The sequence below is a fragment of the Curtobacterium sp. NPDC087082 genome (assembly GCF_044745045.1).
Classification (GTDB): domain Bacteria; phylum Actinomycetota; class Actinomycetes; order Actinomycetales; family Microbacteriaceae; genus Curtobacterium.
This window is the reverse complement of the sequence record NZ_JBIUZN010000001.1, coordinates 388,605-408,876: the sequence shown is the minus strand read 5'-3', so window position 1 is coordinate 408,876 and position 20,272 is coordinate 388,605. Positions and strand designations below refer to the sequence as shown.

The following is a 20,272-nucleotide window of genomic DNA, read 5'->3' as shown; positions in this document are numbered from 1 at the left end:
CGTCCGGCTACTGCGGGTTGTCGGCCAGCCACCCGGCGACGTCGTTCGACCGGAGCGCCTGGGACAGCGACTGCACGGCGATGGTGTTCACCGCGACGTAGGACTGTCCGTCCGCCGAGGTCCCGCCGCCCGCGGTCGGCATCGTGAACGTCCGCAGGTCCGACGGCCGGACGTCACGCAGGGACCAGCCGAGGTCGACCATCGTGCCGACGGTGAGGCCGGCGTCCACCGACAGGTACTCGCTCGTCGCCCGGACGAAGTCCTGCACGCGCCCGGGGTTCGTGAGGGTGTCGCGCGAGAGGAGTCCGTCGACGATCCCGCGCATGAACGCCTGCTGGTTCCGGACGCGGGTGTGGTCGGCGTCGGCGAAGGCGTACCGCTCGCGGACGAACGCCAGGGCCGCGTCGCCGTCGAGGTGGTTCGCGCCGGCGGTGAACTCGTGCCCGCGGGCCGAGAACGCCGTCCGTGACTGCACCGTCACCCCGCCGAGCGCGTCGGTCATGCCCGAGAAGCCGGCGAAGTCGATCTCGGCGACGTGGTCGATGCGCACGTCGAGCAGGCGTTCGACCGTCTGGACCGTCAGCGGGACCCCGCCCCAGGAGTACGCCGCGTTGATCTTCGCGGTGCCGTGGCCGGGGACCTCGACCCACGAGTCGCGCATGATCGACATGAGGTACACGGCCCGCTTGTCGGCCGGGACGTGGGCGAGCATCAGGGTGTCCGAGCGACCACCGGCAGCGCGGTCGCCGTCGGGGTCGGCGCCCTGGCGGGAGTCCGATCCGATGAGCAGGATGTTCTGCGCGCCCTCGGTCGGAGCAGGGCGCGCGCCGGTCGGGAACGGGTCGGCGAGGACGTCGGCGTCGAAGCTGCGGACGAGGCCGGCGATGAAGAGGCCGGCGACGACGGCGAGCACCGTGGCGACGGCGACGAGCGAGCCGGCGGTGCCGAGGACGGCGACGAGGAACGGGCGCTTCCGGCGGCGTCGGCGCCGCTTCCGGCCGTTGCTGCCCCGGCTCCCGCTCCGGCTCGAGCCGCTGCTGTGGGGCCTGCGGGCGCTCGATCCGCTCCGGGGTGCCCGCGGTGCGGGGGCGTCGGTGCCCGCGTCGGTGCCCGCGTCGGCGCCAGCGTCGGCGGCGGCGATCGATGCTGCCTGCGCTGCCGCCTCTGCCAGTTCGGCCGCATCGGCTGCTTCGGCTCGTTCGGCGGCCTGACGGGCTGCTCGGCGCTCGGACATCGGGTCTCCTGCGGGTCGGGTCGGTCGTGCTACCGACTCCGCGAGTCTACCGTATGTGGTATATCAACCGCTAGGTGTTCGGTTCGGCCGGTGCTTCTCGAGCAGCAGGGTCAGGGCGCCCCGCAGTGCGGCGTCGTCCGGCAGGACGTCACGCTCGATGTGCCGGGCGGTCTCCCACGCCTCGCGCCCGTGCTCCGTCACGGTGACGATCCGCCGTCGCCGGTCGTCCGGGTGCGGCGAGCGTTCGACGAGGCCGTCGCGCTCCATCCGCTCGAGCGTGCGGGACATCGTCTGCGGCTGCACGCGTGCCGTCCGGGCCAGGGTGTCCGCGCCCGTCGGGCCGGTCCGCACGAGGATGTCGATCGCGATGAGCGCCGCGTGCGGGAGGCCGATTGCTCGCAGACGCTCGTCCCAGTCCCGTTCGATCGCCCGGGCAGCGGCGGAGAGGAGACGCCCCAGCGGCCATGCGTCGGGGGTGTCGTCCATGACCCGAGTCTACGGATCCCGTTCCTTCGAGCTCTCTAGTAATCAGCATGCTGACGATTGGAGTACGCTCACGGACGTGTCCCGCTTCCTCCGCATCGTTCTCCCCGCGCTCGTCATCGTGGTCTGGCTCGCGATCGCCTCCGTCGGCGGTCCCTTCTTCGGCAAGATCTCCGAGGTCTCCACGAACGACCAGACGTCGTTCCTGCCGGCATCGGCGGACGCCACCAAGGTGCAGGAACGCGCGTCCGAGTTCCGGCAGGCGTCGGGCGCCCCGGCGATCATCGTGCTCGAGCGCGACGGCGGCCTGACGGCTGCTGATCAGCGCGCCGCGACCACCCTGGCCCAGCGGCTCGGGGACCGCGACGACGTGCAGGGCGTCAGCCCGGTGATCCCGAGCGAGGACGGCGACGCGGTCGAGATCGTCGCCACGCTGACCCAGAGCGCGGACACCGGTGACGCCGTCGAGGCCGTCCGCGCCGACGTCGAGGACGCGCTGCCGGCGGGGGTGCAGGGCTACGTCACGGGTCCGGCGGGCTTCACCGCCGACCTCACCGAGGCCTTCGCGGGCATCGACGGGCTGCTGCTCGGTGTGGCGCTCGCCGCGGTCTTCGTGATCCTCATCATCGTCTACCGCTCACCGCTCCTGCCGATCCTCGTGCTCGGTACCGCGACGTTCGCCCTGTGCGCGTCGATCCTCGTCGTGTGGTGGCTCGCCAAGGCCGACATCGTGACCGTGAACGGCCAGGTGCAGGGGATCCTGTCGATCCTCGTCATCGGCGCCGCGACCGACTACGCGCTCCTCTACACCGCACGCTTCCGCGAGGCACTGCGCGACCACCGCACCGGGTGGGACGCGACGAAGGCCGCCCTGCGGGGGAGCCTCGAGCCGATCCTCGCCTCGGGCGGGACCGTGATCGTCGGTGTGCTCTGCCTGCTGCTCTCCGACCTCAACTCCAACAAGGCACTCGGTCCCGTCGCGGCCATCGGCATCGCGTTCAGCCTCCTCGCCGCGCTCACCCTGCTGCCCGCGCTCCTGCTGGCGTTCCGGCGCGCGGCGTTCTGGCCGCTCCGCCCGAAGTACGGCAGCGCGCACCCCGTCCTCACCGGGCCCGATGCCCGTGGGCTCTGGGCACGGGTGGGTCGGCTCGTGGCGCGCCGCTCCCGTGTGGTCTGGATCGTGTGCACCGTCGGGCTCCTCGCGATGGGCACCGGCCTCGTCGGACTCAAGGCGGACGGGGTCCCGCAGAGCGACCTGGTCATCGGGAGCTCGCAGGCGCGCGACGGTCAGGACGTGCTCGCGGACCACTTCCCGGGCGGGTCCGGCAGCCCGGCACAGGTCATCGGCGCCGCGTCGAGGACCGACGAGCTCGCCGCCGCGATCACCGGCGTGGACGGCGTGGACAGCGTCGTGGCGGCCGCGAAGGACGCACCGTCCGGCACCGTCCCCGTGACGACGAGCGGCAACCCGGGTGGCACCACCGGTGTGACCCCGACCGTCTCCCGCGGCGACGTCCTCCTCGAGGCCACCCTGTCCGACCCGGCCGACTCCGACGCCGCCGAACAGACCGTGCGTGCCCTCCGCACGGCGGTCGAGCGGGTGGACCCCGGCGCGATCGTCGGCGGCGCGACCGCGACCGCCGTCGACACGAACGACACCGGCATCCGGGACCGCACGCTGATCATCCCCGTGGTGCTCGCGGTCATCCTGCTCATCCTGATGCTGCTGCTCCGGAGCATCGTGGCGCCGCTCGTGCTCATCGGCAGCGTCATCGTGTCCTTCGCCGCGGCGCTCGGCGTCGGTGCCCTCGTGTTCGACCACGTGTTCCACTTCCCCGGGGCCGACCCGAGCGTCCCGCTGTACTCGTTCGTGTTCCTCGTGGCGCTCGGCGTGGACTACAACATCTTCCTCATGACCCGGGTGCGCGAGGAGGCCCTGCAGCACGGTCCGCACGAGGGCGTCCTGCGCGGGCTCGGGGTCACGGGCGGCGTGATCACCTCGGCCGGGGTCGTCCTCGCGGCGACGTTCGCGGCGCTCGGCGTGATCCCGATCCTGTTCCTCGTGCAGATCGCGTTCGTGGTCGCCTTCGGCGTGCTGCTCGACACGATCGTGGTCCGCTCGCTGCTCGTCCCGGCGCTGGCGTACGACCTCGGGCGCCGGGCCTGGTGGCCGTCGCGCCTGTCGCGTCCGTCCCATCACATGTGACACGCTGGGCGCATGCCAGTTCCTTCGACGCAGCCCGCCGCCGAGCGGAAGCTCCTCCGTGACACCGTGCAGGACAAGATCCGGGACGCGATCATGGACGGCACCCTCGAGCCGGGCGAACGGCTCAACGACGACGACCTCATCGCCTGGCTCGGTGTCTCCCGCACCCCCATCCGTGAAGCCCTCGCCGAGCTCGCCCGTGCCGGACTCATCGAGATGGCGCCGAACCGGTACACCCGCGTCGCCGCACCGACCAAGGACGAGCTCCTCGACGCCTACCGCACGCTCGGCGTGATCTACGGCGGTGTCGCACGCCTCGCGACGCCGCGCTTCACGGACGCGCAGCGCAAGAAGGTCGTGAAGACCCTCGACGACGTCACGGCGCAGGTCGAGGCCCGGCACCAGGGCGAGGTCGCCCAGCACGGCGCGGACATCTACGCGATGTGGGCCGACCACTGCGGCAACCCGTCGCTCGAGCAGCTCTGCAAGGCGACGACGGACGGGCTCGCGTTCAAGCTGCGGGTGCCGGAGCTGGCCGAGCTGGTGCCGGCCGAGGTCGTGCTGCCGGAGCTCGAGAAGCTCAAGGCCGCCGTGGTCGTGAAGGACCCGATCGCCGCCGAGCTCGCCATGGAGGCGATCCACCTGCTGCCGTCGCGCGACTGACGCGACGAGCGCGACCGACGCGACCACCTGACGGCCAGGAGGCGCGGTGCGGGCCCGCACCGTCCCTCCCGTCCGTCAGTGCGCGACCGCGCTGATCATGCCGAGGCCGACGCTGATGCGGTCGGCCACCTCGATGAGGTCCTCGGCGAGCGACGCGGTGTCGCGGTCCCGCAGCTGCGTCACCCGCCCGGAGATCGACAGCGCCGCGACGATGCGCCCCGACGCGTTCCGGATCGGTGCCGCGATGCAGAACCGTCCGAGCGCGACCTCTTGGTTCTCGACGCACCAGCCGCGCTTCGCCGAGGCCTCGAGGTCCGCCGTCAGCGCGTCGTGCGACGTGATCGTGTGGTCGGTGTAGCGCGCGAGGTCCGCGCCGAGCAGGGCCTCCCGCTCGGCCTGTGACAGGTCGAGCATGAGCGCCTTGCCGAGCGCCGAGGCGTGCAGCGGCTGCCGCATGCCGATCATGGTGTGCGACTTCGGGGCGAGTGAGCCCTCGAAGTGGCAGAGGTAGATGCACGCCGCGTCGTCCTGCACCCCGACGTTCGCGGTGAGGCCGATGCGGTGCGCGAGCTCCTGCGCGGCGGCCCGGCTCTCGCGGTGGACGGGGTTGTGGTTGAGCCCCTGGCTGGCGAGCTCGAGGACGGCCCGGCCGACGGAGTACCCCTGCGACTCGGGGTCGCGTCGCACGTACTCGAGCGACTCGAGCGTGGCGAGGAGCCGCCCGGTCGTCGACGTGCCGAGGCCGATCGCCCGTGCGATGTCGGAGGCGCGCATCGCCCCGTCGGCGGCACCGAGCGCGCCGAGGACCGCCGCGGCGCGCTCGATGCTCTGGTTCGGAGGGGTGGTGGCCATCCGCCCATTCTGTCCCGTGGAGTCGATCAGGACACCGTGACACCGCTGACGAACTGGTTCGTCCGCACCTGTGCCGTGGTGAGGGGTGCGCCGCCGAGCACGACGTCCTCGAAGGCGACGTCCGACACCCCGTGCGTCGCGTCCCACCCGGACAGCGTCACCGTGTCGGCCGTGACGTCGGTGAAGTCGCGGATCGTGATGCCCGTGATCCTGCCCCGCTCGTCGCGGTACCCGGTGTCGTTCGAGTACTGACCCTTGAGCACCTGCAGCACGATGGCCTGCCCGCCGACCGGCTGCGACTCCACGTGGAACCCGTCCACGGTGACGTCGGAGACCGTCGCCCAGTCCTGGACGTCGAACTTCAGGGCGACCTCCTTCGCGCGGAGGACGTACGACTGCGTGATGGAGACGTCGGTGAAGACCTCGGTCTCCATGGACGAGCCGAACCGGACGGGGTTGCCGCCGGTGACGTTCCAGAACGTGGTGTCGGTCGCGTGCAGCCCACGGGTCTCCGGCTCGCCGTTCGTGGCCGCGTCGAGGGCGTGCCAGCCGAAGCCGTCGTCACCGCTCATCACGAAGTTGTGCTCGACGGTCATGTCCTGCACACCGTCGGTGTCGATGCCGTCGTTGTTGATGAGCGTGCCCATCAGGTTCAGCCAGGACACGTGGATGCCCGAGGAGCGGATGTACAGCGTCTGCCACCACTGGGCGTTGCGGACGCCGATGCCGGACACCGTGATGTCCGAGCTGTCGTGGAAGCGGATCGCCATCGTCTTGTCGGTCCGCGACGTGTCCGAGCCGGCGTCGAGGATCCCGCGCCCGAGCACGTGCACGCCGGTGACGCCGTCGCCGTCGATGCGCCCGTGCACGAGGGCACCCGGCGCGAGGTAGACCGTCTGGCCCGACACCGGGCGGATCACGCCGGCGTCGTGCTCGCCGGGCCCGAAGTACAGCACGTCGGGGTCCGACACGGACGGCACCGCGGTCTCCGACGGCGTGACGAAGAGGAACAGTGCGCGGACGCCCGGGGTCTCGATGACGAGCGGGTGCGCGTCGCGGATCGTGAAGGTCACAGTGTCGCCGGCCCGGGTCGTGGCGATCCCGAGCGTCCGGGGCGTGACGACCGGGGTGGCCGACGCGGCGAGGCCGGGCATCGTGACGCTGACCGTCGCGGTGCCCGTCCCCTTCGCGAACATCGCGACGTCGTGCGAGGTGCCGCTCACGGACTCGGCCTTGACCGGCACGGCGGCCCCGTTGACCGACACCGTGTGCGCGGTGGCGGTGGGCGACGTCGGGTTCCCCGGGTTCGCCTGGATGCTCGCGGTGCCGGCGGCGACCGCGGTGCCGGACGCGACGGCCGGCGGCCCGACGACCCCGACGGTGGTGAGCGACAGTGCGACGGCCGTCGCGATGGTCAGTGCGCGCAGGCGCATGGCGATCTCCCTTGATCGTGGTGGTGCTGCGGGTGGTGCGGTGGGTCAGTAGACCTTCACGGCGCTCGCCGACGCGAACGGTGAACCGTTCGTGGCGGTCACGACGACGCGGAGCGAGGCGGTCCGCGTCGGCGGGACGTCGTGCACGCGGTGCCGGTGCCGGTTGTCGGTGACGGTCGCGAGTCCCTGCCACGATCCGTCGACGCACGCCTCGATCCGGTAGTCGCGGGCCAGGGTCGGGACCGCGTCCCACGGCGTGCGGTGGTGGTGCAGGTTGATGAGGTCGGCGTCGACGTCGTCGTTCCAGACGATGCGGACCTCGCGGACGTCGACGGGCTCCGCCCAGTCGAGGGTGAGGGTCGCCGCGCCGTCGTCCGGCTCCGACGACCACAGGTGCGGTCCGCCGAACGGGCGCTGGTAGCCGTCGGAGACCCGGGAGGCGCGCCACGCGTCCGACGCGTCGGCTGCGGTGAACGCGAAGGAGCGTCCGCGCAGGGCCCGCGCCTCCCAGTCGGTGACCGGCTGGTCGGCCTCCTCGGGGATGTGGTCGTCGAACTGCTCGTCGTCGGCCGTGCGGGCGCGGAGCGCGAGGACGCCGTACGGGTGCCCGTCGGTGAGGACCAGGCGCACGCCGGGGGTCCGGCGGACCACGACCACGGCGTTGCACGGCTCGTCCGGCCGGAACCCGAGGTCGACGGCCGCCTCGCCCGCCCCGGCGGGGACGCTCGCGGTGTGCGTCGACACGTGCGCGATCGGGGCGTAGTTCTGCGGCCGGCCCGTGGTCCAGAGCTCGATCGTGACGTCGGTGTCGTGGTCGGCGACGGTCCGGAACGCGACGGAACCGAGCACGGGGTCGACCGGCACGACCAGCGCCGCGTCGCGGTCGAGCGCGAAGGTGTCCGCGGTCGCCCACGGGGTGGTGTCGAGCCGGACGAGTTCGCTGCTCGCGCTGATCCGGGCGCGCTCGGCGAGGTCCGCCCCGTCGTGGGCCCGGACGCCGATGAGCGGCGCGTCCTCGCGGAGGAGCGTCTGCTGCAGCATCGCGACGTGGTCGGTGCCGAGCTCGCGCGGCGTGAAGCCGTGGCGGGCGGCGAGGTGCGCGGCGGTCCCGGCGGCCTGGCCCTGGGTGGCGCAGGTGGCCATCACGCGGGTCGACCCGAACGCGACGTGCGACGCGGAGATGTTCCGGCCGGCGAAGAGCAGGTTGGCGACGTCCGCCGAGTAGAGGGAGCGGAACGGGATGTCGTACGTGCCGTCCGTGTACCGCTGCTGCGCCCCGGCCGTCTCGGCGTAGACGCCCTCGACCGGGTGCAGGTCGATCGACCACCCGCCGAACGCGACCGTGTCCGGGAAGGTCCGCTGCGAGAGGAGGTCCTGCTGGGTGAGGGTGTGGTCGCCCACGAACCGTCGGTACTCCCGCTTGCCCGGGATCGCGCCGACCCAGTCGAGGGTGAGCGAGTCGGCGTCGAATGCGCCGGAGTTCTTGATGTGGTCCCAGATGCCGTAGACGACGCCCCACAGCTCGTCGCGGATCCGTTCGTTCTCGGTGACGGTGTCGAGCTCGCCGCCCCACTCGATCCACCAGTAGTTGCAGCCGTTGTCCCCGGTCTTGATCGCCCGGTTCGCCAGGATCGGCGTCGTGCTGAGGTCCTTCGCGATCGACGGCGGCACGAACTTCTCCGGGCGGCCGGTGTCGTGCGTGGAGAAGAAGATCGAGCTGCCGAGCAGTTCGTCGTCCGGCCGTTCGGGCGCCCACTCCTCGCCGTGTTCGTCGCGGCCCTCGCGCCCGATCCGGTACGACGCCCCGGCGAGGGCGCCGACGAGCCCGTCTCCCGTGCAGTCGAGGAACACCGGGGCGGTGAACGTCGTCTCGATCTCGGAGCCCATCGTCCAGCCGGTGACGGACGCGATGCGCGGTGCTCCCGTCTCGTCGTCCACCGTCGTCACGGTCCGCACGTCGGTGTTGAGGTGCAGGTGGACGTTCGGCTCGGCGCGCACGAGGTCGAGCACGACCTGGTCCCAGTAGATCGCGTTGCCCTGCGGGTTCCGGTACTGGTTCTCGAGGAACAGCTCGCCCATGATCCCGGTCTCGCGGGCGAACCGCTGCGTGCCGTGGGCGGTGGCGCCGACGACCCACACGCGGATCTCGCTCGAGGAGTTCCCGCCGAGGACCGGGCGGTTGGTGACGAGGGCGACGCTGGAGCCGAGGCGGGCGGCGGCGACGGCGGCGCTCACACCGGCGAGGCCACCTCCGACGACCACGACGTCGTGGTGCTGTTCACGGGACTGCATGGCGGCGACGGTATCACTTGCTGGCGATACTTTCCCACTGTGTGGCAAAGTGTGCCCGACGAGTGCTATCGTCAACCAACTCTCGACAACGAAGTGTGAGGTCTCCCCATGAGCGACGGAACCCAGACGCGCACCAGCGCCGACGCCGCCAACGCCCCCGTCCCGGACGTGTTCGGCGACGACGCCCGCCGCCGGAGCATGCGGAAGGTGATCGTGGCGGCCGGCGTCGGCCACTTCGTGGAGTGGTTCGACTTCGGCCTCTACGGAACCCTGGCGACGGTCATCTCGCTGTACTTCTTCAAGCAGGGGGACCCGCAGGTCGCGCTGCTCTCGGCCTTCGCCGTGTTCGGTGCCGGGTTCGTGATGCGTCCGCTCGGTGGACTCTTCTGGGGTTCGCTCGGCGACCGGGTGGGGCGGAAGACGACCCTCGCGACGGTCATCCTCATCACGAGCGGCGCGACCGCGGTGATGGGCATCCTGCCGACGTACCAGAGCGTCGGGCTGCTGGCGCCGATCCTCCTCGTCGTGGTGCGGCTCGTGCAGGGCTTCGCCGCCGGTGGTGAGGGAGCGGGGGCGACCACGCTCCTCGCCGAGTCCGCGCCCTCGAACCGACGCGGCTTCGTCACGAGCTTCATCGACGTCTTCGGCTTCGCGGCGTTCATCGTGGGTGGCGGCCTGGTCTTCCTGTTCACGGCGATCGCGGGCGACGGCGCCCTCGAGTCGTGGGGCTGGCGCGTGCTGTTCCTCATCGCGCTGCCGCTCGGGCTCGTCGGGCTCTACCTCCGCTCGAAGCTCGAGGACACCCCGGAGTTCCGCGCGCTCAAGGCCAAGGGCGACCTCGCGAAGAACCCGCTCCGGCGATCGCTCCGCACCGGGTGGAAGGCACTGCTCTTCTGCGTCGGGTTCGTCGTCCTCAAGGCCGTCGGGCACTGGATCCTGCAGACGTTCATGCCGTCGTACCTGCAGGCCGACCTCGGCTACTCGCCGCTCGTGTCGTACGGCGTGGTCGTCATCGGGTTCATCGTGATCGCCGGACTCGTGCCGTTCTTCGGGCTGCTCTCGGACAAGATCGGCCGGAAGCCCGTGATGCTCGCCGGCTGCGGCGGCTTCCTCGTGCTCACCTACCCGACGCTCATGCTCATGAACGCCGGCAACTTCTGGGCCGCCGCCGGCGCGATGGTGCTCCTCGGGCTGTTCATGGCGGCCTTCGACGGTGCGGTGAGCGCTGCGATGGCCGAGCTCTTCCCGACCGCGATCCGCTACGGGTCGATGGGCATCGCGTACAACATCAGCGTCGCGCTCTTCGGCGGGATCACGCCGTACTTCGCCACCTGGCTGATCACGGCGACGGGCAACACGTTCGCGCCGGCGTTCTACGTGATGGCGGCCGCGGCGATCACCGGGATCACGGTGCTGCGGGCGCGGGAGACCAACAAGGGCAAGCTCGCGTCCTGAGACGTGACCGAACACGGACGGGAGGCGCGGTGCCGGCTGGCACCGCGCCTCCCGTCCGCCGGTGGGTCACGGCGGGATCGCGGCGACCTGCCAGGACGGTTTGATGTTGTCGGCACACACGCCGGTTATGGTTTCCGGGTGACGAACGAGCCCGAGCAGACGACCGGTCGTGGCCGCCGCGGCTTCACGCCACCGCGGCACGGCCGCCAGAAGCGACGTGGCGGGGTGGTCCTCCCCGCCGTCGCGGGCGTGCTCACCATGGCCCTCCTGCTCGGCGGCGGCTACGCCGCGTACGCCTACGGATCGCTGTCGAACGGCGTCACCAAGATCAACGCGATCACCGGGAGCACCGCGACGAAGGACGACGTCGACGGCCAGGCGCAGAACATCCTGCTGGTCGGCGACGACCACCGCCCGGACAACGCGACGCCGGAGGAGATGGCGGAGCTCAGCACCGAGTCGGACGGCGGTGCGACGAACACCGACACGATGATCGTCCTGCACATCAACGAGGACGGCTCGCAGGCGACGATGATCTCGTTCCCGCGTGACTCGTACGTCGACATCCCGGGAGTCGGCAAGGGCAAGCTCAACAGCGCGTTCTACTTCGGCACCCTCAACGGCGGCGGGGACACCGGGGGCGCGAAGCTGCTCATCAAGACGATCCAGAACCTCAGCGGCCTGACGATCGACCACTACGTGCGCGTCTCCCTGCTCGGCTTCTACCAGGTGGTCAAGGAGCTCGGGCCGGTCGACGTCTGCCTCAACAACGCCGTCAACGACCCGTACTCGGGCGTGAACCTGCCGAAGGGCAAGTCCACCCTCGACGCGAAGCAGGCGCTGTCCTTCGTCCGACAGCGGCACGGGCTGCCCAACGGGGACCTCGACCGCAACGTCCGGCAGCAGTACTTCCTCTCGCAGGAGGCCCGCAAGGTGCTCTCCGCGGGGACGCTGCTCAACCCGATCAAGATGGGCAACATCCTCAAGGCGGTCGGCGGCTCGATCCAGACCGACACCGACCTGGTCAACCTGGCGACCCAGATGCGGAACCTGCGACCAGGCAACATCCAGTCCGCCACCATCCCGACGCTCGGCACTCCGACGATCACGGTGAACGGAGCGCCGCTCTCGATCGTGCAGGTCGACGAGGTGGGGCTGCCCGCGTTCGTGCAGGGGCTGGTCGGTGAGCCCGCGGAGTACAGCAAGGCCGGGCGCGCCCAGCCGGCGAGCACCTCGGTCACCGTGCTGAACGGCAGCGGCGTGACCGGTGCGGCGGGCGCCGCCGGGACCGTCCTCACCGCGCGCGGCTTCCAGGTCGGTGCACCCGGGTCCTCCGACCTGACGAAGACGACCCAGGTGCAGTACCCGGCCGGCATGGAGAAGCAGGCGAAGGCGGTCGCGGCCGTCGTGCCCGGTGCCGTCGCGGTGCGGACGAACGCGGTCACCGGCGTGACGCTGGTGCTCGGGTCGGACGGCAAGACGGTGACCCCGGTCGCCGCTGCCGGTGGTGCCGCCTCGAGCCCCGCTGCCGGCTCCGGATCGTCCGATGCCGGTTCGACCGGATCCGGCGCTGCGGCTTCGAAGCCCGCGGCCTCGAAGCCCGCCGCGCCCGAGCCGAAGCCGTCGTCGACCGACGTGAAGAGCTACGGCAAGGCAGGCGTCTGCATCAACTGACGCCGGAGCCGGTCGCGTGCCGGCGGATGGTCGTGATCGCGGTGTCGAGCCCGATCGCGAGCGGGCGGACGTCCCGCTGGACCTGCGCCAGGAGCAGCCCGCCCTGCAGCGCCACCATCACGGTCGTCGCCAGCGCGGCGGGGTCGGCGTCCGGTCCGAGCAGCCCGCGTTCGCGCATCGTGCGGATGCCGTCGTGGAACCCCTGCTCCCAGCGGGCGAAGCCGGCGGCGACGAGGTCGCGGGTGTCGGCGTCGCGCTCGGCGACCTCGGTCCCGAGGGACCCGAGCGGACAGCCGCCCACGCAGCCGCCGGCCTCGGCATCGGCGACCGTCCGGTCCCGCCAGCGCTGCCAGGCGTCCCACGTGGTGAGGTCGCCGTAGTCCGGCCCCTGGTGCGCGATGATCGCGTCGGTCTGCTGCCGGACGACGTCGCGCACGAGCTCCTGCTTGTCGGCGAAGTAGTGGTACATCTGCGACCGTCCGACCGTGGCGGCGGCGCCGATGTCGTCGAGCGTCGTCCCCGAGATGCCGCGCGTCAGCATCAGGTCGGCCGCGGCGGCGACGATCCGACTCCGGGTCGCCAGTCCTTTCGACGTCGTGCGTCGAAGGGTCTTCGGGGTGTGTTCGGGGCGCATGCTCAGAGTGTACTTGCGAGTACATTTGCAGTATGTGACATTCAAGTCGTGAACGACGAACTCCTCGCCAAGCGCGACGAAGAACGCATGCTCCTCCTCGCGGTGGCCGCCGGTGACCGGGCCGCCTTCACCCGGCTGCACGACCGCTTCCGACCGCTCGTCGAGCGGTACGTCCGCCACCAGCTCGTCGATGCGTGGCAGGCGGAAGAGGTCGTGCAGGACGTCTTCCTCGAGATCTGGCAGATCGCCGACCGGTTCGACCCGGCGCACTCGGCCATCGCGTGGATCCGCACGATCGCGCAGCGCCGGGCGATCGACCGGGTCCGGAAGAGCCGGGCGGACCGCGACCGCGACCTGCGGATCGGCACCAGGGACGCCGACCTCGTGGACCACTCGAGCGTGGAGCGGGCCGAGAGCGTCCTCGACCGTGCCGAGCTCCGCCGCGCCGTCGCCGCGCTCCCCGGGCGCCAGCGCGACGCCGTGGTCCTCCGGCACCTGGTGGGGATGACCGGGCCCGAGGTCGCCGCGCGGCTCGGGGTCCCGGTCGGCACCGCCAAGACCCGGGCGCGCGACGGGGTCATCGCACTGCGGCGGGTCATGGTGCCCTGAGCGTGCCCGTCGGTAGGTTCGACGGGTGAGCAACGCAGCGCGTCCGATCACCCTGATGACCTACAACGTCAAGAACCCGGATCCGGCCCACGACTGGCCCGCCCGGTTGCCGGTACTGCTCGACGTGGTCCGGCGGCACGACCCCGACCTCGTCTGCGTCCAGGAGGCCTTCGCGCACCAGCTGGACGACCTCCGTGCCTGTCTACCCGACCACGGCGACGTCGGCCAGGGTCGCGAGGGCGGCACCGCCGGTGAGCACGCGGCCGTCTTCTTCCGTCGCAGCCGCCTCCGGCCGATCGACGAGGGCGCCTTCTGGCTCTCGGACACCCCGGACGAGCCCGTGTCGAACACCTGGGGGAGCCTGTTCCCCCGAGTGGCGAACCACGCGCGGTTCCTCGACGCCGAGGGCGAGGCGTTCACGCTCCTGACGACGCACCTCGACCACGAGGTCGGACCGCACGGGGACGACGTCCGGGCACGGAGCGCGGCGCTCATCGTCGAACGACTCAGCACGGCGGACGGCCCGGTCATCGTGGCGGGGGACTGCAACGAGCCGGCCGGAGCGGGACCTGCGTCGCGGGTGCTCGTCGAGGCCGGGTTCGAGGACGCCTGGCTGGTCGGTGGCGACCCGGCGGACCGGACGGCGACCTTCAACGACTGGCAGCCGCCGGTCGACTCCGGGGAGCGCATCGACTGGGTGTTCACCCGGGGGATCGTCGGCGTCGACCGGGTCGTCATCGACCACGACGGCCCGGAGACGTGGTTCGCGAGCGATCACTTCCCGGTGGTGGCGACGCTGCGGGTCTGACCGGGGCCGGTCAGCAGGTGCGCTTGGCGTGCACCGGCATCGGCGACCCGAGCACCGTGACCGTGGTGTCGTCGGTCAGGGCGGAGACGCCGTTCGTCCCGAGGTCGGCGGCAGCGGACTCCGTGTCCGTGTCCGTGTCGGACGGCGTGCTCGTGTCCGTCTCGGTGCCCGTGCCGCGGCTGTCGGGCGGGCTCGCGGCGTCGTGCTGCGGGGCCCACCCGGGCTCGAGCAGGAGCTGGAACGCACGGGCGTCCGCGGAGCCGAACGACATCCGGTCGGACTTCGAGGCGTCCCGGATCGCCGTGCGGATGTCGTCGCCCACCTGGACACCGTCGGGTCCGGTCAGTTCGACGTCGCCGCCGAAGCGGGACCGCACCGTCTCGCGCAGGATGCGGATCTCCACCGCGTTGCCGGCAGCGGCCGGGGACGTCAGGGCAGCCACGCGGACCGCCCCGCCCCACGTGTAGGTCGTCCCGGCGGGGAAGCACGCGCCGCCGTCCCCCTCGGCCGTCTGCGTGCGCGACGCGGTGCCGAGCAGGCGGTTCAGCAGGCTGACCGTCGTGCGGGAGTCGCGCATCGACGCCTCGGTCACGGTCTTGTCGCCGCGCCGGAACACGAGCGATTCGGCGTCGAGCTCGATCGAGTCGACCCGCTTGAGCTTCGCGTTCGTGACCCGGACGGGCTCGTGGTGCACCGGGTCCGGACCGAGCTCGGCCGCGCTCGCCGGGGTCGCTGCGACCCCGGTCCCGACCGTGCCGTCGACGGCGACCGTGCCGGCCGAGAAGGCGAGCACGGCGGCGCTCAACGCCAGCACGGTCCGGAAGGTCACCACTCGACGGTACGACGCCCGACCCGTCTGGACGACGGGTGTTACCGAATCGGGGCCTGGTCGTCACCGGACCGTGACATTCGTCGGTGACGCGTCACGAGCCCTCGGCGGGCCCCACCGACGGGAGCCTGTCGGCCGAACGGGGGACAGCCTCCTGGACGGTGCGGGGGCACCGCGTGCGTACCGTCGGCGGCATGACGGACCAGCAGATCGACCAGTACAGCATGCAGGACCCGACGAAGATGTACGCCGACAAGAAGCCCGACGAGCAGTACCTCGAGGGTGCCGGCACCGACGAGGAGATGGCGGAGAACGTCCCGGCCGACCACGGCGAGGACACCTACCGCGGCTCCGGTCGACTCACCGGCCGCAAGGCGCTCATCACCGGCGGTGACTCGGGCATCGGGGCCGCCGTCGCGATCGCCTACGCACGAGAGGGTGCCGACATCGCGATCTCGTACCTCCCCGAGGAGCAGGAGGACGCCGACCGGATCATCGCCCTCGTCGAGGCCGCCGGTCGCAAGGCCGTCGCCCTGCCCGGTGACATCACCTCGCTCGCGACCTGCGAGCAGCTCGTGGCGGACGCCGTCGAGCAGCTCGGCGGGCTCGACATCCTCGTGAACAACGCGGGCAAGCAGCAGAACGTGTCCTCGATCGAGGACATCTCGGACGAGGAGTTCGACGAGACGTTCAAGACCAACGTCTACGCGACGTTCCGGATCACGAAGGCGGCCGTGCCGCACCTGCAGCCGGGATCGACCATCATCAACACGACCTCGATCCAGGCGTACGCGCCGTCACCGCACCTGGTGCACTACGCGGCGACGAAGTCGACCGTGAACAACCTCGCGAAGGGCCTCGCCGCGCAGCTCGCGCCGAAGGGCATCCGCGTGAACGCCGTCGCACCGGGGCCGATCTGGACCCCGCTCCAGCCCGCCGGTGGTCAGCCGCCGGAGGCCCTGCCGTCCGCCGGTGAGCAGACCTACCTCGGCCGCTGGGGGCAGCCGGCCGAGCTCGCGCCGGCGTACGTGTTCCTGGCGAGCGGCGAGTCGTCGTACGTCGTGGGTGAGACGCTCCACGTCGACGGGGGCATGCCGACGCCGTAGTCGCGACCCGGCGACGGACGGGAGGGACGGTGCCAGCTGGCACCGTCCCTCCCGTCCTTCCGTCAGTCCGTCAATCGGTCGTCAGCAGGGCGCGGCGCAGGTGCGCGCCAGGCGCTCGAGCAGTTCGCGCGCGGACAACGCCGCGGCCAGCTCGACCTCGACCGGGTTGATGCCGACGGCCCGTTCGAACGCGCGGCGCCGGGCCTGGTCGGCGATCGGGACCTCGGGGCGCTGCGGGAGCGCGGCGATCGCCCGGGCTGCGGCGTCGAACGCACCGGTCGGCCGCCCGAGTTGCTCCCACATGGTCCGGACGTCGTGGGCGACCTGATCCGGGTCGCCGCCGAACTCGAAGCCGGCCGAGGCCATGGTCGCCAGTCCCTGCGCGGTGGGGTCGTTCGGGGTCATGACGGCATCGTCACACGGATGACCGCGAACGCGCTGCGAACCGCGTCGCTTGTCCCCCGACATGCCGACACCCGGACCGGGGATTCTGGTGTCCCCCGATCTCCGTTTGGATGGACCTGCCCCCAGGGGCGACGCGGACAGGACGTCCGGGGACCGACGGAGGGCACGATGCTCGAACACACCAGCGCGGACACGCAGGCGGCAGCCGCCGCGGCCGCGACCCTGCACCTGCGGATCACGATCGTGGGGGCGACCGTCGACCTGCTGCGGGACGTGCCCTTCCACGAGGCCGATGCGGGACTCGTCGCCCAACGACTGGGGATCACCGTCGAGGAGCTCCGGCAGCACTTCCCCTCGTGGGACGGACTCGTGCTCGCCGCCGTCGACCGGTGGAACGGCGGCCGCATGGACGAGGTCGCGCGCGAGGTCGGGGACGGCTCGACCGTCCAGCTCCTGCGCGGGATCGTCGCGTCGAACGCCGAGGACCCGGCGCTCATGCGGCTCCTCGTGGCGCTGCTCTCGGTCGCGGGCAACCCGGCGCACCCCATGGCGTCGTACCTCCGGTCGCGCTACCAGCTCTTCTACGCGCAGATCAAGCGCGGCCTCGAGCACGACATCGCGGTCGGTCGGGCACCGCACACGATGGACCCGCGCCGAGGGGCCGAGCAGCTCATCGCGCTGTACGAGGGACTCCAGTTGCAGGCGTTGCTGCGGTCGGACCTCGACCTCGTGCCGGCGTTCGACCGGGCCGTCGCGCGGCTCGAGCGGGGCTGGATGGAGCGGTACGAGCCGCAGGCGGCCCGGCGGCTCTCGACGTGGAGCGACGGCGGCTGGGAGCTCTGACGCCGCGCCGCGGTGCTCGGCGTCACGCGGCGGTGCGCGTTCTCACGGGCTGGGCGACACTTCACGCGCGTCGCGGCCCGTGAGATGTCGCTCAGCCCGTGAAGTCGCCGACCGACCGACCGACCGGCCGGCCAGCGCGGCGGCGCCCGTCAGCGCGGGCGCGGCCCCCGCGGCACCGAGCCGTTGCCGGGGTCGTAGCCCGAGTCGCGGATGACCTTGATCGCCGTCGTGTCGTTGTGCACCGAGTGCACGACCACCCGCCGGGACCGCCGGAGCGCCCGCCGTGCCCCCGGCGTCGCCACGAGGCCGCCGAGGACCAGCCCCGCCCCGATCGCCAGCGCGACCGAGACCGCCGCGACGAAGTCCAGCGCGGCACTCGACGATCCGGACATGAAGTTGAGCAGCGCGTTCGACACCGCGACACCGGGCAGCAGGGCGCCGCAGAACGCCGGCACGGAGATCGCCGCCACCGCCGTCCGCATCCGCGCGGCCGCGATCGTCGCGAGGACGCCCAGCAGCACGGCGGCGAGGAACGTCGCGCCGAGCAACGGGATGCCGAGCTCCCGGAGGCCCCGCAGCGCGGCACCGGCGGCGACCGAGAAGACCACCGCGACCGGGATCACCCGCGCGCTGGCCTGCTGCACGAAGCAGTTCGCCGCGGCCGACACCACCGTGAGCAGCAGTGACGCCCACAGCGGCAGCGTCTGCGTGACGATGCCGGACGGGTCGACCTCGATCCGGAGCCACTTCGTCACGGCGATGCCCGCGGGCACCCCGACCACGATCGCGGCGATGACGAGCCCGATGTAGAACGCCCGGGCCACTGCCATCGCCCGGAACCCCGATATCGCGTCCTGCGCCCAGGTGACGAGCGACGGGTGCGGGAGCAGGAGCACCACGAGCGCGGCCACCATCGTCGCCGCCTGCCCCGGGTGCAGCACACCCGCCCAGATCGCGAGGGTGCCGATCGCCGACGCCACCGCACCCTGCGCACCGGAGACGAAGAACTGCGGGAAGCCCCGGCCGGTCAGCCACCGGCCCGAGACGATGATCCCGAGCATGAGCACGAAGGCACCGAGTCCGGCACGCCAACCGCCGCCGGCCTGCATCGCGATCGAGATGCCGAGGATCGACAGCCCCACGTCGGCCGTCCACCGCGGCCAGCGCGGCGGGAGCCGGAGCACCGCGACCAGGGCGCTCACGGCAGAGGTCATGTCGCGCTCGTCGTGGACGAGGTCGTCGACGATCTGGTTCGCCCGCGCCAGGCGGTCGAGGTCGGATCCGTCCGACTGCACCGTGCGGACCTTCACGAGCGGCGGGTGGTCGGCCGGTGCGTACTGGATCGTCACCGAGCTGCCGGAGAAGTCGAGGTCGAGCGGCGCCAGGTTCCACTTCGTCGACACCGCCACGACGGCCGTCTCGACGCTGCGGGTGTCCGCACCGGACGCGAGCATCACCTCGGCGAGGTCGAGGCAGAAGTCCACGATCTGCACCGGCGAGTACTGCTCGAGCGGTCGGGTGTCGGGGACGACCTCTTCGTAGATGGTGCCGCGGAGGCGTGCCCGGGCGTCGCGGATGTCGTGCTGCGCGAGGCTCCGGACGCGTGGCCGTGGTGGACGCCCGGGTCTGGCTCCGGGGAGGGACTGCTCGGCCATCACGCCATCGTGCCAGGCGCGCTCCGCCGAGTCCGGACGCGCGCTGAACGCCTCAGCGCGGGCGACGGACGCTCAGCCGACCGGCGGCGAACGCGGAGACCACGGCGCCCACGACGACGAGCAGCTGCCCGACGACCCCCTGCCACGAGCTGGTCCCCGCGACGAAGGCGTAGTCCGACAGCGGGGCGTACGCGAACCACCCGAACGCGGCCGGCGGCGCGGAGGCCGCGACCACGAGTCCCGCGACCACGGCGATGAGCCCCGCCCAGAACGCGATGCCGGTCGGGGTGGCGAAGAGACGTCGGATCACGTCGGCCAGCGTACGTGGTGACGGACGGGAGGCGCGGTGCCCGCCGCCCCCGCGCCTCCAGTCCGTCATCAGGTGACGGCTCCTGCGTTGCTCGCCTACTGCTCGAACGTCGCGTGCAGCGTGATGTCGACGCCGGTGAGTGCCTTGCTGACGGGGCAGGTGGCCTTGGCGTCCTCGGCGGCCTTGAGGAAGGCCGCCTCGTCGATGCCGGAGACCTCGCCGTTCACGGTGAGGACGATGCCGGTGAGCTTGAACCCGCCCGCGCTGTCCGGGCCGAGCGAGACGTCGGCCTTGACGTCGAGGGCCTCGACCGTGCCGCCGGCCTCACCGAGGACGGCGGAGAACTGCATGGCGTAGCACGCGGAGTGCGCGGCGGCGATGAGCTCCTCGGGGCTGGTGGTGCCGTCGGCGTCCTCGGCGGCGCGCTTCGGGAACGAGACGTCGTACGTGCCGACCTTCGAGCTGGAGAGCTCGACCTGGCCGGTGCCGTCCTCGAGGCCGCCGTTCCAAGCAGTGCGTGCGGTGCGCGTGGGCATGGCCGCTCCTTTCGTGTGGGGGATCGGTCCCGATCGGGACCGCCGACGCCGAGTCAATCAGAGAACGACCGTTCTCGCATCGGCTCTCGGGGAAGACGCAGGTCTGCCCGACGATCGGGCGCATGGGGGACAGTGTGGTCAGCCGACCGCGTCTTGGCGGTGCCCGCTTCGACCACGGGCTCTTCGCCGGTCGTGCGGCGGTCCGGCCGGATGCGCAACACGTGTCGCCCTGAACGACGGGTGTA

19 protein-coding genes are annotated in these 20,272 nt (G+C 71.8%); 8 read left to right on the top strand and 11 right to left on the bottom strand.

Annotated features, from left to right (window positions below; all coding sequences use genetic code 11):
• Positions 1 to 7: 7 nt before the first annotated feature.
• On the bottom strand, positions 8 to 1,234 hold the full coding sequence (locus ACIPEP_RS01895; RefSeq protein ID WP_402716317.1) for an LCP family protein: 1,227 nt from the start codon (positions 1,232 to 1,234) through the stop codon (positions 8 to 10).
• A 63-nt stretch (positions 1,235 to 1,297) separates the two neighbouring features.
• On the bottom strand, positions 1,298 to 1,720 hold the full coding sequence (locus ACIPEP_RS01890; protein WP_070417245.1) for a MarR family winged helix-turn-helix transcriptional regulator: 423 nt from the start codon (positions 1,718 to 1,720) through the stop codon (positions 1,298 to 1,300).
• Between the two features lie 76 nt (positions 1,721 to 1,796).
• On the opposite strand from ACIPEP_RS01890, the gene ACIPEP_RS01885 reads away from it, so the two are divergent.
• Complete coding sequence (locus ACIPEP_RS01885) at positions 1,797 to 3,923, top strand: MMPL family transporter (RefSeq protein WP_402716316.1); 2,127 nt, start codon at positions 1,797 to 1,799, stop codon at positions 3,921 to 3,923.
• Positions 3,924 to 3,935: 12 nt separating this feature from the next.
• The gene (locus ACIPEP_RS01880) at positions 3,936 to 4,586 is read left to right on the top strand and encodes a GntR family transcriptional regulator (RefSeq protein WP_402716315.1); all 651 of its coding nucleotides are present in this window, start codon (positions 3,936 to 3,938) and stop codon (positions 4,584 to 4,586) included.
• A 75-nt stretch (positions 4,587 to 4,661) separates the two neighbouring features.
• Here the strand turns inward: ACIPEP_RS01880 and ACIPEP_RS01875 are convergent, their stop codons facing one another.
• Genes ACIPEP_RS01875 through ACIPEP_RS01865 form a run of 3 tightly spaced genes read right to left on the bottom strand, consistent with a single transcriptional unit; the run spans position 4,662 to position 9,211 of the window.
• On the bottom strand, positions 4,662 to 5,438 hold the full coding sequence (locus ACIPEP_RS01875; RefSeq protein ID WP_070417242.1) for an IclR family transcriptional regulator: 777 nt from the start codon (positions 5,436 to 5,438) through the stop codon (positions 4,662 to 4,664).
• 26 nt (positions 5,439 to 5,464) lie between these two features.
• Positions 5,465 to 6,871 carry a hypothetical protein gene (locus tag ACIPEP_RS01870; RefSeq protein WP_402716314.1) on the bottom strand — a complete coding sequence of 469 codons (1,407 nt, stop codon included), beginning with the start codon at positions 6,869 to 6,871 and terminating at the stop codon, positions 5,465 to 5,467.
• 45 nt (positions 6,872 to 6,916) lie between these two features.
• A complete protein-coding gene (locus ACIPEP_RS01865) occupies positions 6,917 to 9,211 on the bottom strand; it encodes an FAD-dependent oxidoreductase (RefSeq protein WP_402716313.1) in 2,295 nt (764 codons plus the stop codon).
• Positions 9,212 to 9,271: 60 nt separating this feature from the next.
• Between ACIPEP_RS01865 and ACIPEP_RS01860 the strand changes: the two genes are divergently transcribed.
• Together ACIPEP_RS01860 and ACIPEP_RS01855 are read left to right on the top strand one after the other, a co-directional pair.
• The gene (locus tag ACIPEP_RS01860; RefSeq protein WP_083295113.1) at positions 9,272 to 10,618 is read left to right on the top strand and encodes an MFS transporter; all 1,347 of its coding nucleotides are present in this window, start codon (positions 9,272 to 9,274) and stop codon (positions 10,616 to 10,618) included.
• 138 nt (positions 10,619 to 10,756) lie between these two features.
• The gene (locus tag ACIPEP_RS01855) at positions 10,757 to 12,292 is read left to right on the top strand and encodes an LCP family protein (RefSeq protein WP_092388121.1); all 1,536 of its coding nucleotides are present in this window, start codon (positions 10,757 to 10,759) and stop codon (positions 12,290 to 12,292) included.
• Here the strand turns inward: ACIPEP_RS01855 and ACIPEP_RS01850 are convergent.
• Complete coding sequence (locus tag ACIPEP_RS01850) at positions 12,285 to 12,926, bottom strand: TetR/AcrR family transcriptional regulator (RefSeq protein WP_402716312.1); 642 nt, start codon at positions 12,924 to 12,926, stop codon at positions 12,285 to 12,287. The two genes, ACIPEP_RS01855 and ACIPEP_RS01850, sit on opposite strands and share 8 nt — an antisense overlap.
• Positions 12,927 to 12,974: 48 nt before the next feature.
• On the opposite strand from ACIPEP_RS01850, the gene ACIPEP_RS01845 reads away from it, so the two are divergent.
• Entirely contained in the window at positions 12,975 to 13,535 is a 561-nt protein-coding gene (locus ACIPEP_RS01845; RefSeq protein ID WP_092388127.1) for a sigma-70 family RNA polymerase sigma factor, read from the top strand.
• A gap of 25 nt (positions 13,536 to 13,560) precedes the next feature.
• Positions 13,561 to 14,343 (top strand): endonuclease/exonuclease/phosphatase family protein, encoded by a 783-nt coding sequence (locus ACIPEP_RS01840; protein ID WP_402716311.1) that lies wholly within the window; start codon positions 13,561 to 13,563, stop codon positions 14,341 to 14,343.
• A 10-nt stretch (positions 14,344 to 14,353) separates the two neighbouring features.
• Here ACIPEP_RS01840 and ACIPEP_RS01835 read toward each other — a convergent pair whose 3' ends face one another.
• Positions 14,354 to 15,172: a hypothetical protein gene (locus ACIPEP_RS01835; protein ID WP_402716310.1), complete on the bottom strand. Its 819-nt coding sequence runs from the start codon at positions 15,170 to 15,172 to the stop codon at positions 14,354 to 14,356.
• Positions 15,173 to 15,366: 194 nt separating this feature from the next.
• Between ACIPEP_RS01835 and ACIPEP_RS01830 the strand changes: the two genes are divergently transcribed.
• Positions 15,367 to 16,278 carry an SDR family oxidoreductase gene (locus ACIPEP_RS01830; RefSeq protein WP_402716309.1) on the top strand — a complete coding sequence of 304 codons (912 nt, stop codon included), beginning with the start codon at positions 15,367 to 15,369 and terminating at the stop codon, positions 16,276 to 16,278.
• 81 nt (positions 16,279 to 16,359) lie between these two features.
• On the opposite strand, the gene ACIPEP_RS01825 is transcribed toward ACIPEP_RS01830, so the two are convergent.
• On the bottom strand, positions 16,360 to 16,683 hold the full coding sequence (locus tag ACIPEP_RS01825; RefSeq protein WP_402716308.1) for a hypothetical protein: 324 nt from the start codon (positions 16,681 to 16,683) through the stop codon (positions 16,360 to 16,362).
• Positions 16,684 to 16,851: 168 nt separating this feature from the next.
• Here ACIPEP_RS01825 and ACIPEP_RS01820 point away from each other — a divergent pair, with 168 nt between their 5' ends.
• Positions 16,852 to 17,526 (top strand): TetR/AcrR family transcriptional regulator, encoded by a 675-nt coding sequence (locus ACIPEP_RS01820; protein WP_071296544.1) that lies wholly within the window; start codon positions 16,852 to 16,854, stop codon positions 17,524 to 17,526.
• 149 nt (positions 17,527 to 17,675) lie between these two features.
• Here the strand turns inward: ACIPEP_RS01820 and ACIPEP_RS01815 are convergent, their stop codons facing one another.
• From ACIPEP_RS01815 to ACIPEP_RS01805, 3 genes are all read right to left on the bottom strand, one after another.
• Positions 17,676 to 19,181, bottom strand: coding sequence for a threonine/serine exporter ThrE family protein (locus ACIPEP_RS01815; RefSeq protein ID WP_071296545.1), 1,506 nt, complete (start codon positions 19,179 to 19,181; stop codon positions 17,676 to 17,678).
• A gap of 52 nt (positions 19,182 to 19,233) precedes the next feature.
• Positions 19,234 to 19,491 (bottom strand): hypothetical protein, encoded by a 258-nt coding sequence (locus ACIPEP_RS01810; RefSeq protein ID WP_402716307.1) that lies wholly within the window; start codon positions 19,489 to 19,491, stop codon positions 19,234 to 19,236.
• Positions 19,492 to 19,586: 95 nt separating this feature from the next.
• Positions 19,587 to 20,027: an OsmC family peroxiredoxin gene (locus tag ACIPEP_RS01805; protein WP_071303323.1), complete on the bottom strand. Its 441-nt coding sequence runs from the start codon at positions 20,025 to 20,027 to the stop codon at positions 19,587 to 19,589.
• Positions 20,028 to 20,272: the final 245 nt, after the last annotated feature.

Excerpts from the sequence above, each read along its gene's own strand:
- ACIPEP_RS01895 (WP_402716317.1), bottom strand. The coding sequence starts at position 1,234 with ATGTCCGAGCGCCGAGCAGCCCGTCAGGCCGCCGAACGAGCCGAAGCA.
- ACIPEP_RS01890 (WP_070417245.1), bottom strand. The coding sequence starts at position 1,720 with ATGGACGACACCCCCGACGCATGGCCGCTGGGGCGTCTCCTCTCCGCC.
- ACIPEP_RS01880 (WP_402716315.1), top strand. The coding sequence starts at position 3,936 with ATGCCAGTTCCTTCGACGCAGCCCGCCGCCGAGCGGAAGCTCCTCCGT.
- ACIPEP_RS01875 (WP_070417242.1), bottom strand. The coding sequence starts at position 5,438 with ATGGCCACCACCCCTCCGAACCAGAGCATCGAGCGCGCCGCGGCGGTC.
- ACIPEP_RS01870 (WP_402716314.1), bottom strand. The coding sequence starts at position 6,871 with ATGCGCCTGCGCGCACTGACCATCGCGACGGCCGTCGCACTGTCGCTC.
- ACIPEP_RS01860 (WP_083295113.1), top strand. The coding sequence starts at position 9,272 with ATGAGCGACGGAACCCAGACGCGCACCAGCGCCGACGCCGCCAACGCC.
- ACIPEP_RS01850 (WP_402716312.1), bottom strand. The coding sequence starts at position 12,926 with ATGCGCCCCGAACACACCCCGAAGACCCTTCGACGCACGACGTCGAAA.
- ACIPEP_RS01830 (WP_402716309.1), top strand. The coding sequence starts at position 15,367 with ATGACGGACCAGCAGATCGACCAGTACAGCATGCAGGACCCGACGAAG.
- ACIPEP_RS01825 (WP_402716308.1), bottom strand. The coding sequence starts at position 16,683 with ATGACCCCGAACGACCCCACCGCGCAGGGACTGGCGACCATGGCCTCG.
- ACIPEP_RS01820 (WP_071296544.1), top strand. The coding sequence starts at position 16,852 with ATGCTCGAACACACCAGCGCGGACACGCAGGCGGCAGCCGCCGCGGCC.
- ACIPEP_RS01815 (WP_071296545.1), bottom strand. The coding sequence starts at position 19,181 with ATGGCCGAGCAGTCCCTCCCCGGAGCCAGACCCGGGCGTCCACCACGG.
- ACIPEP_RS01805 (WP_071303323.1), bottom strand. The coding sequence starts at position 20,027 with ATGCCCACGCGCACCGCACGCACTGCTTGGAACGGCGGCCTCGAGGAC.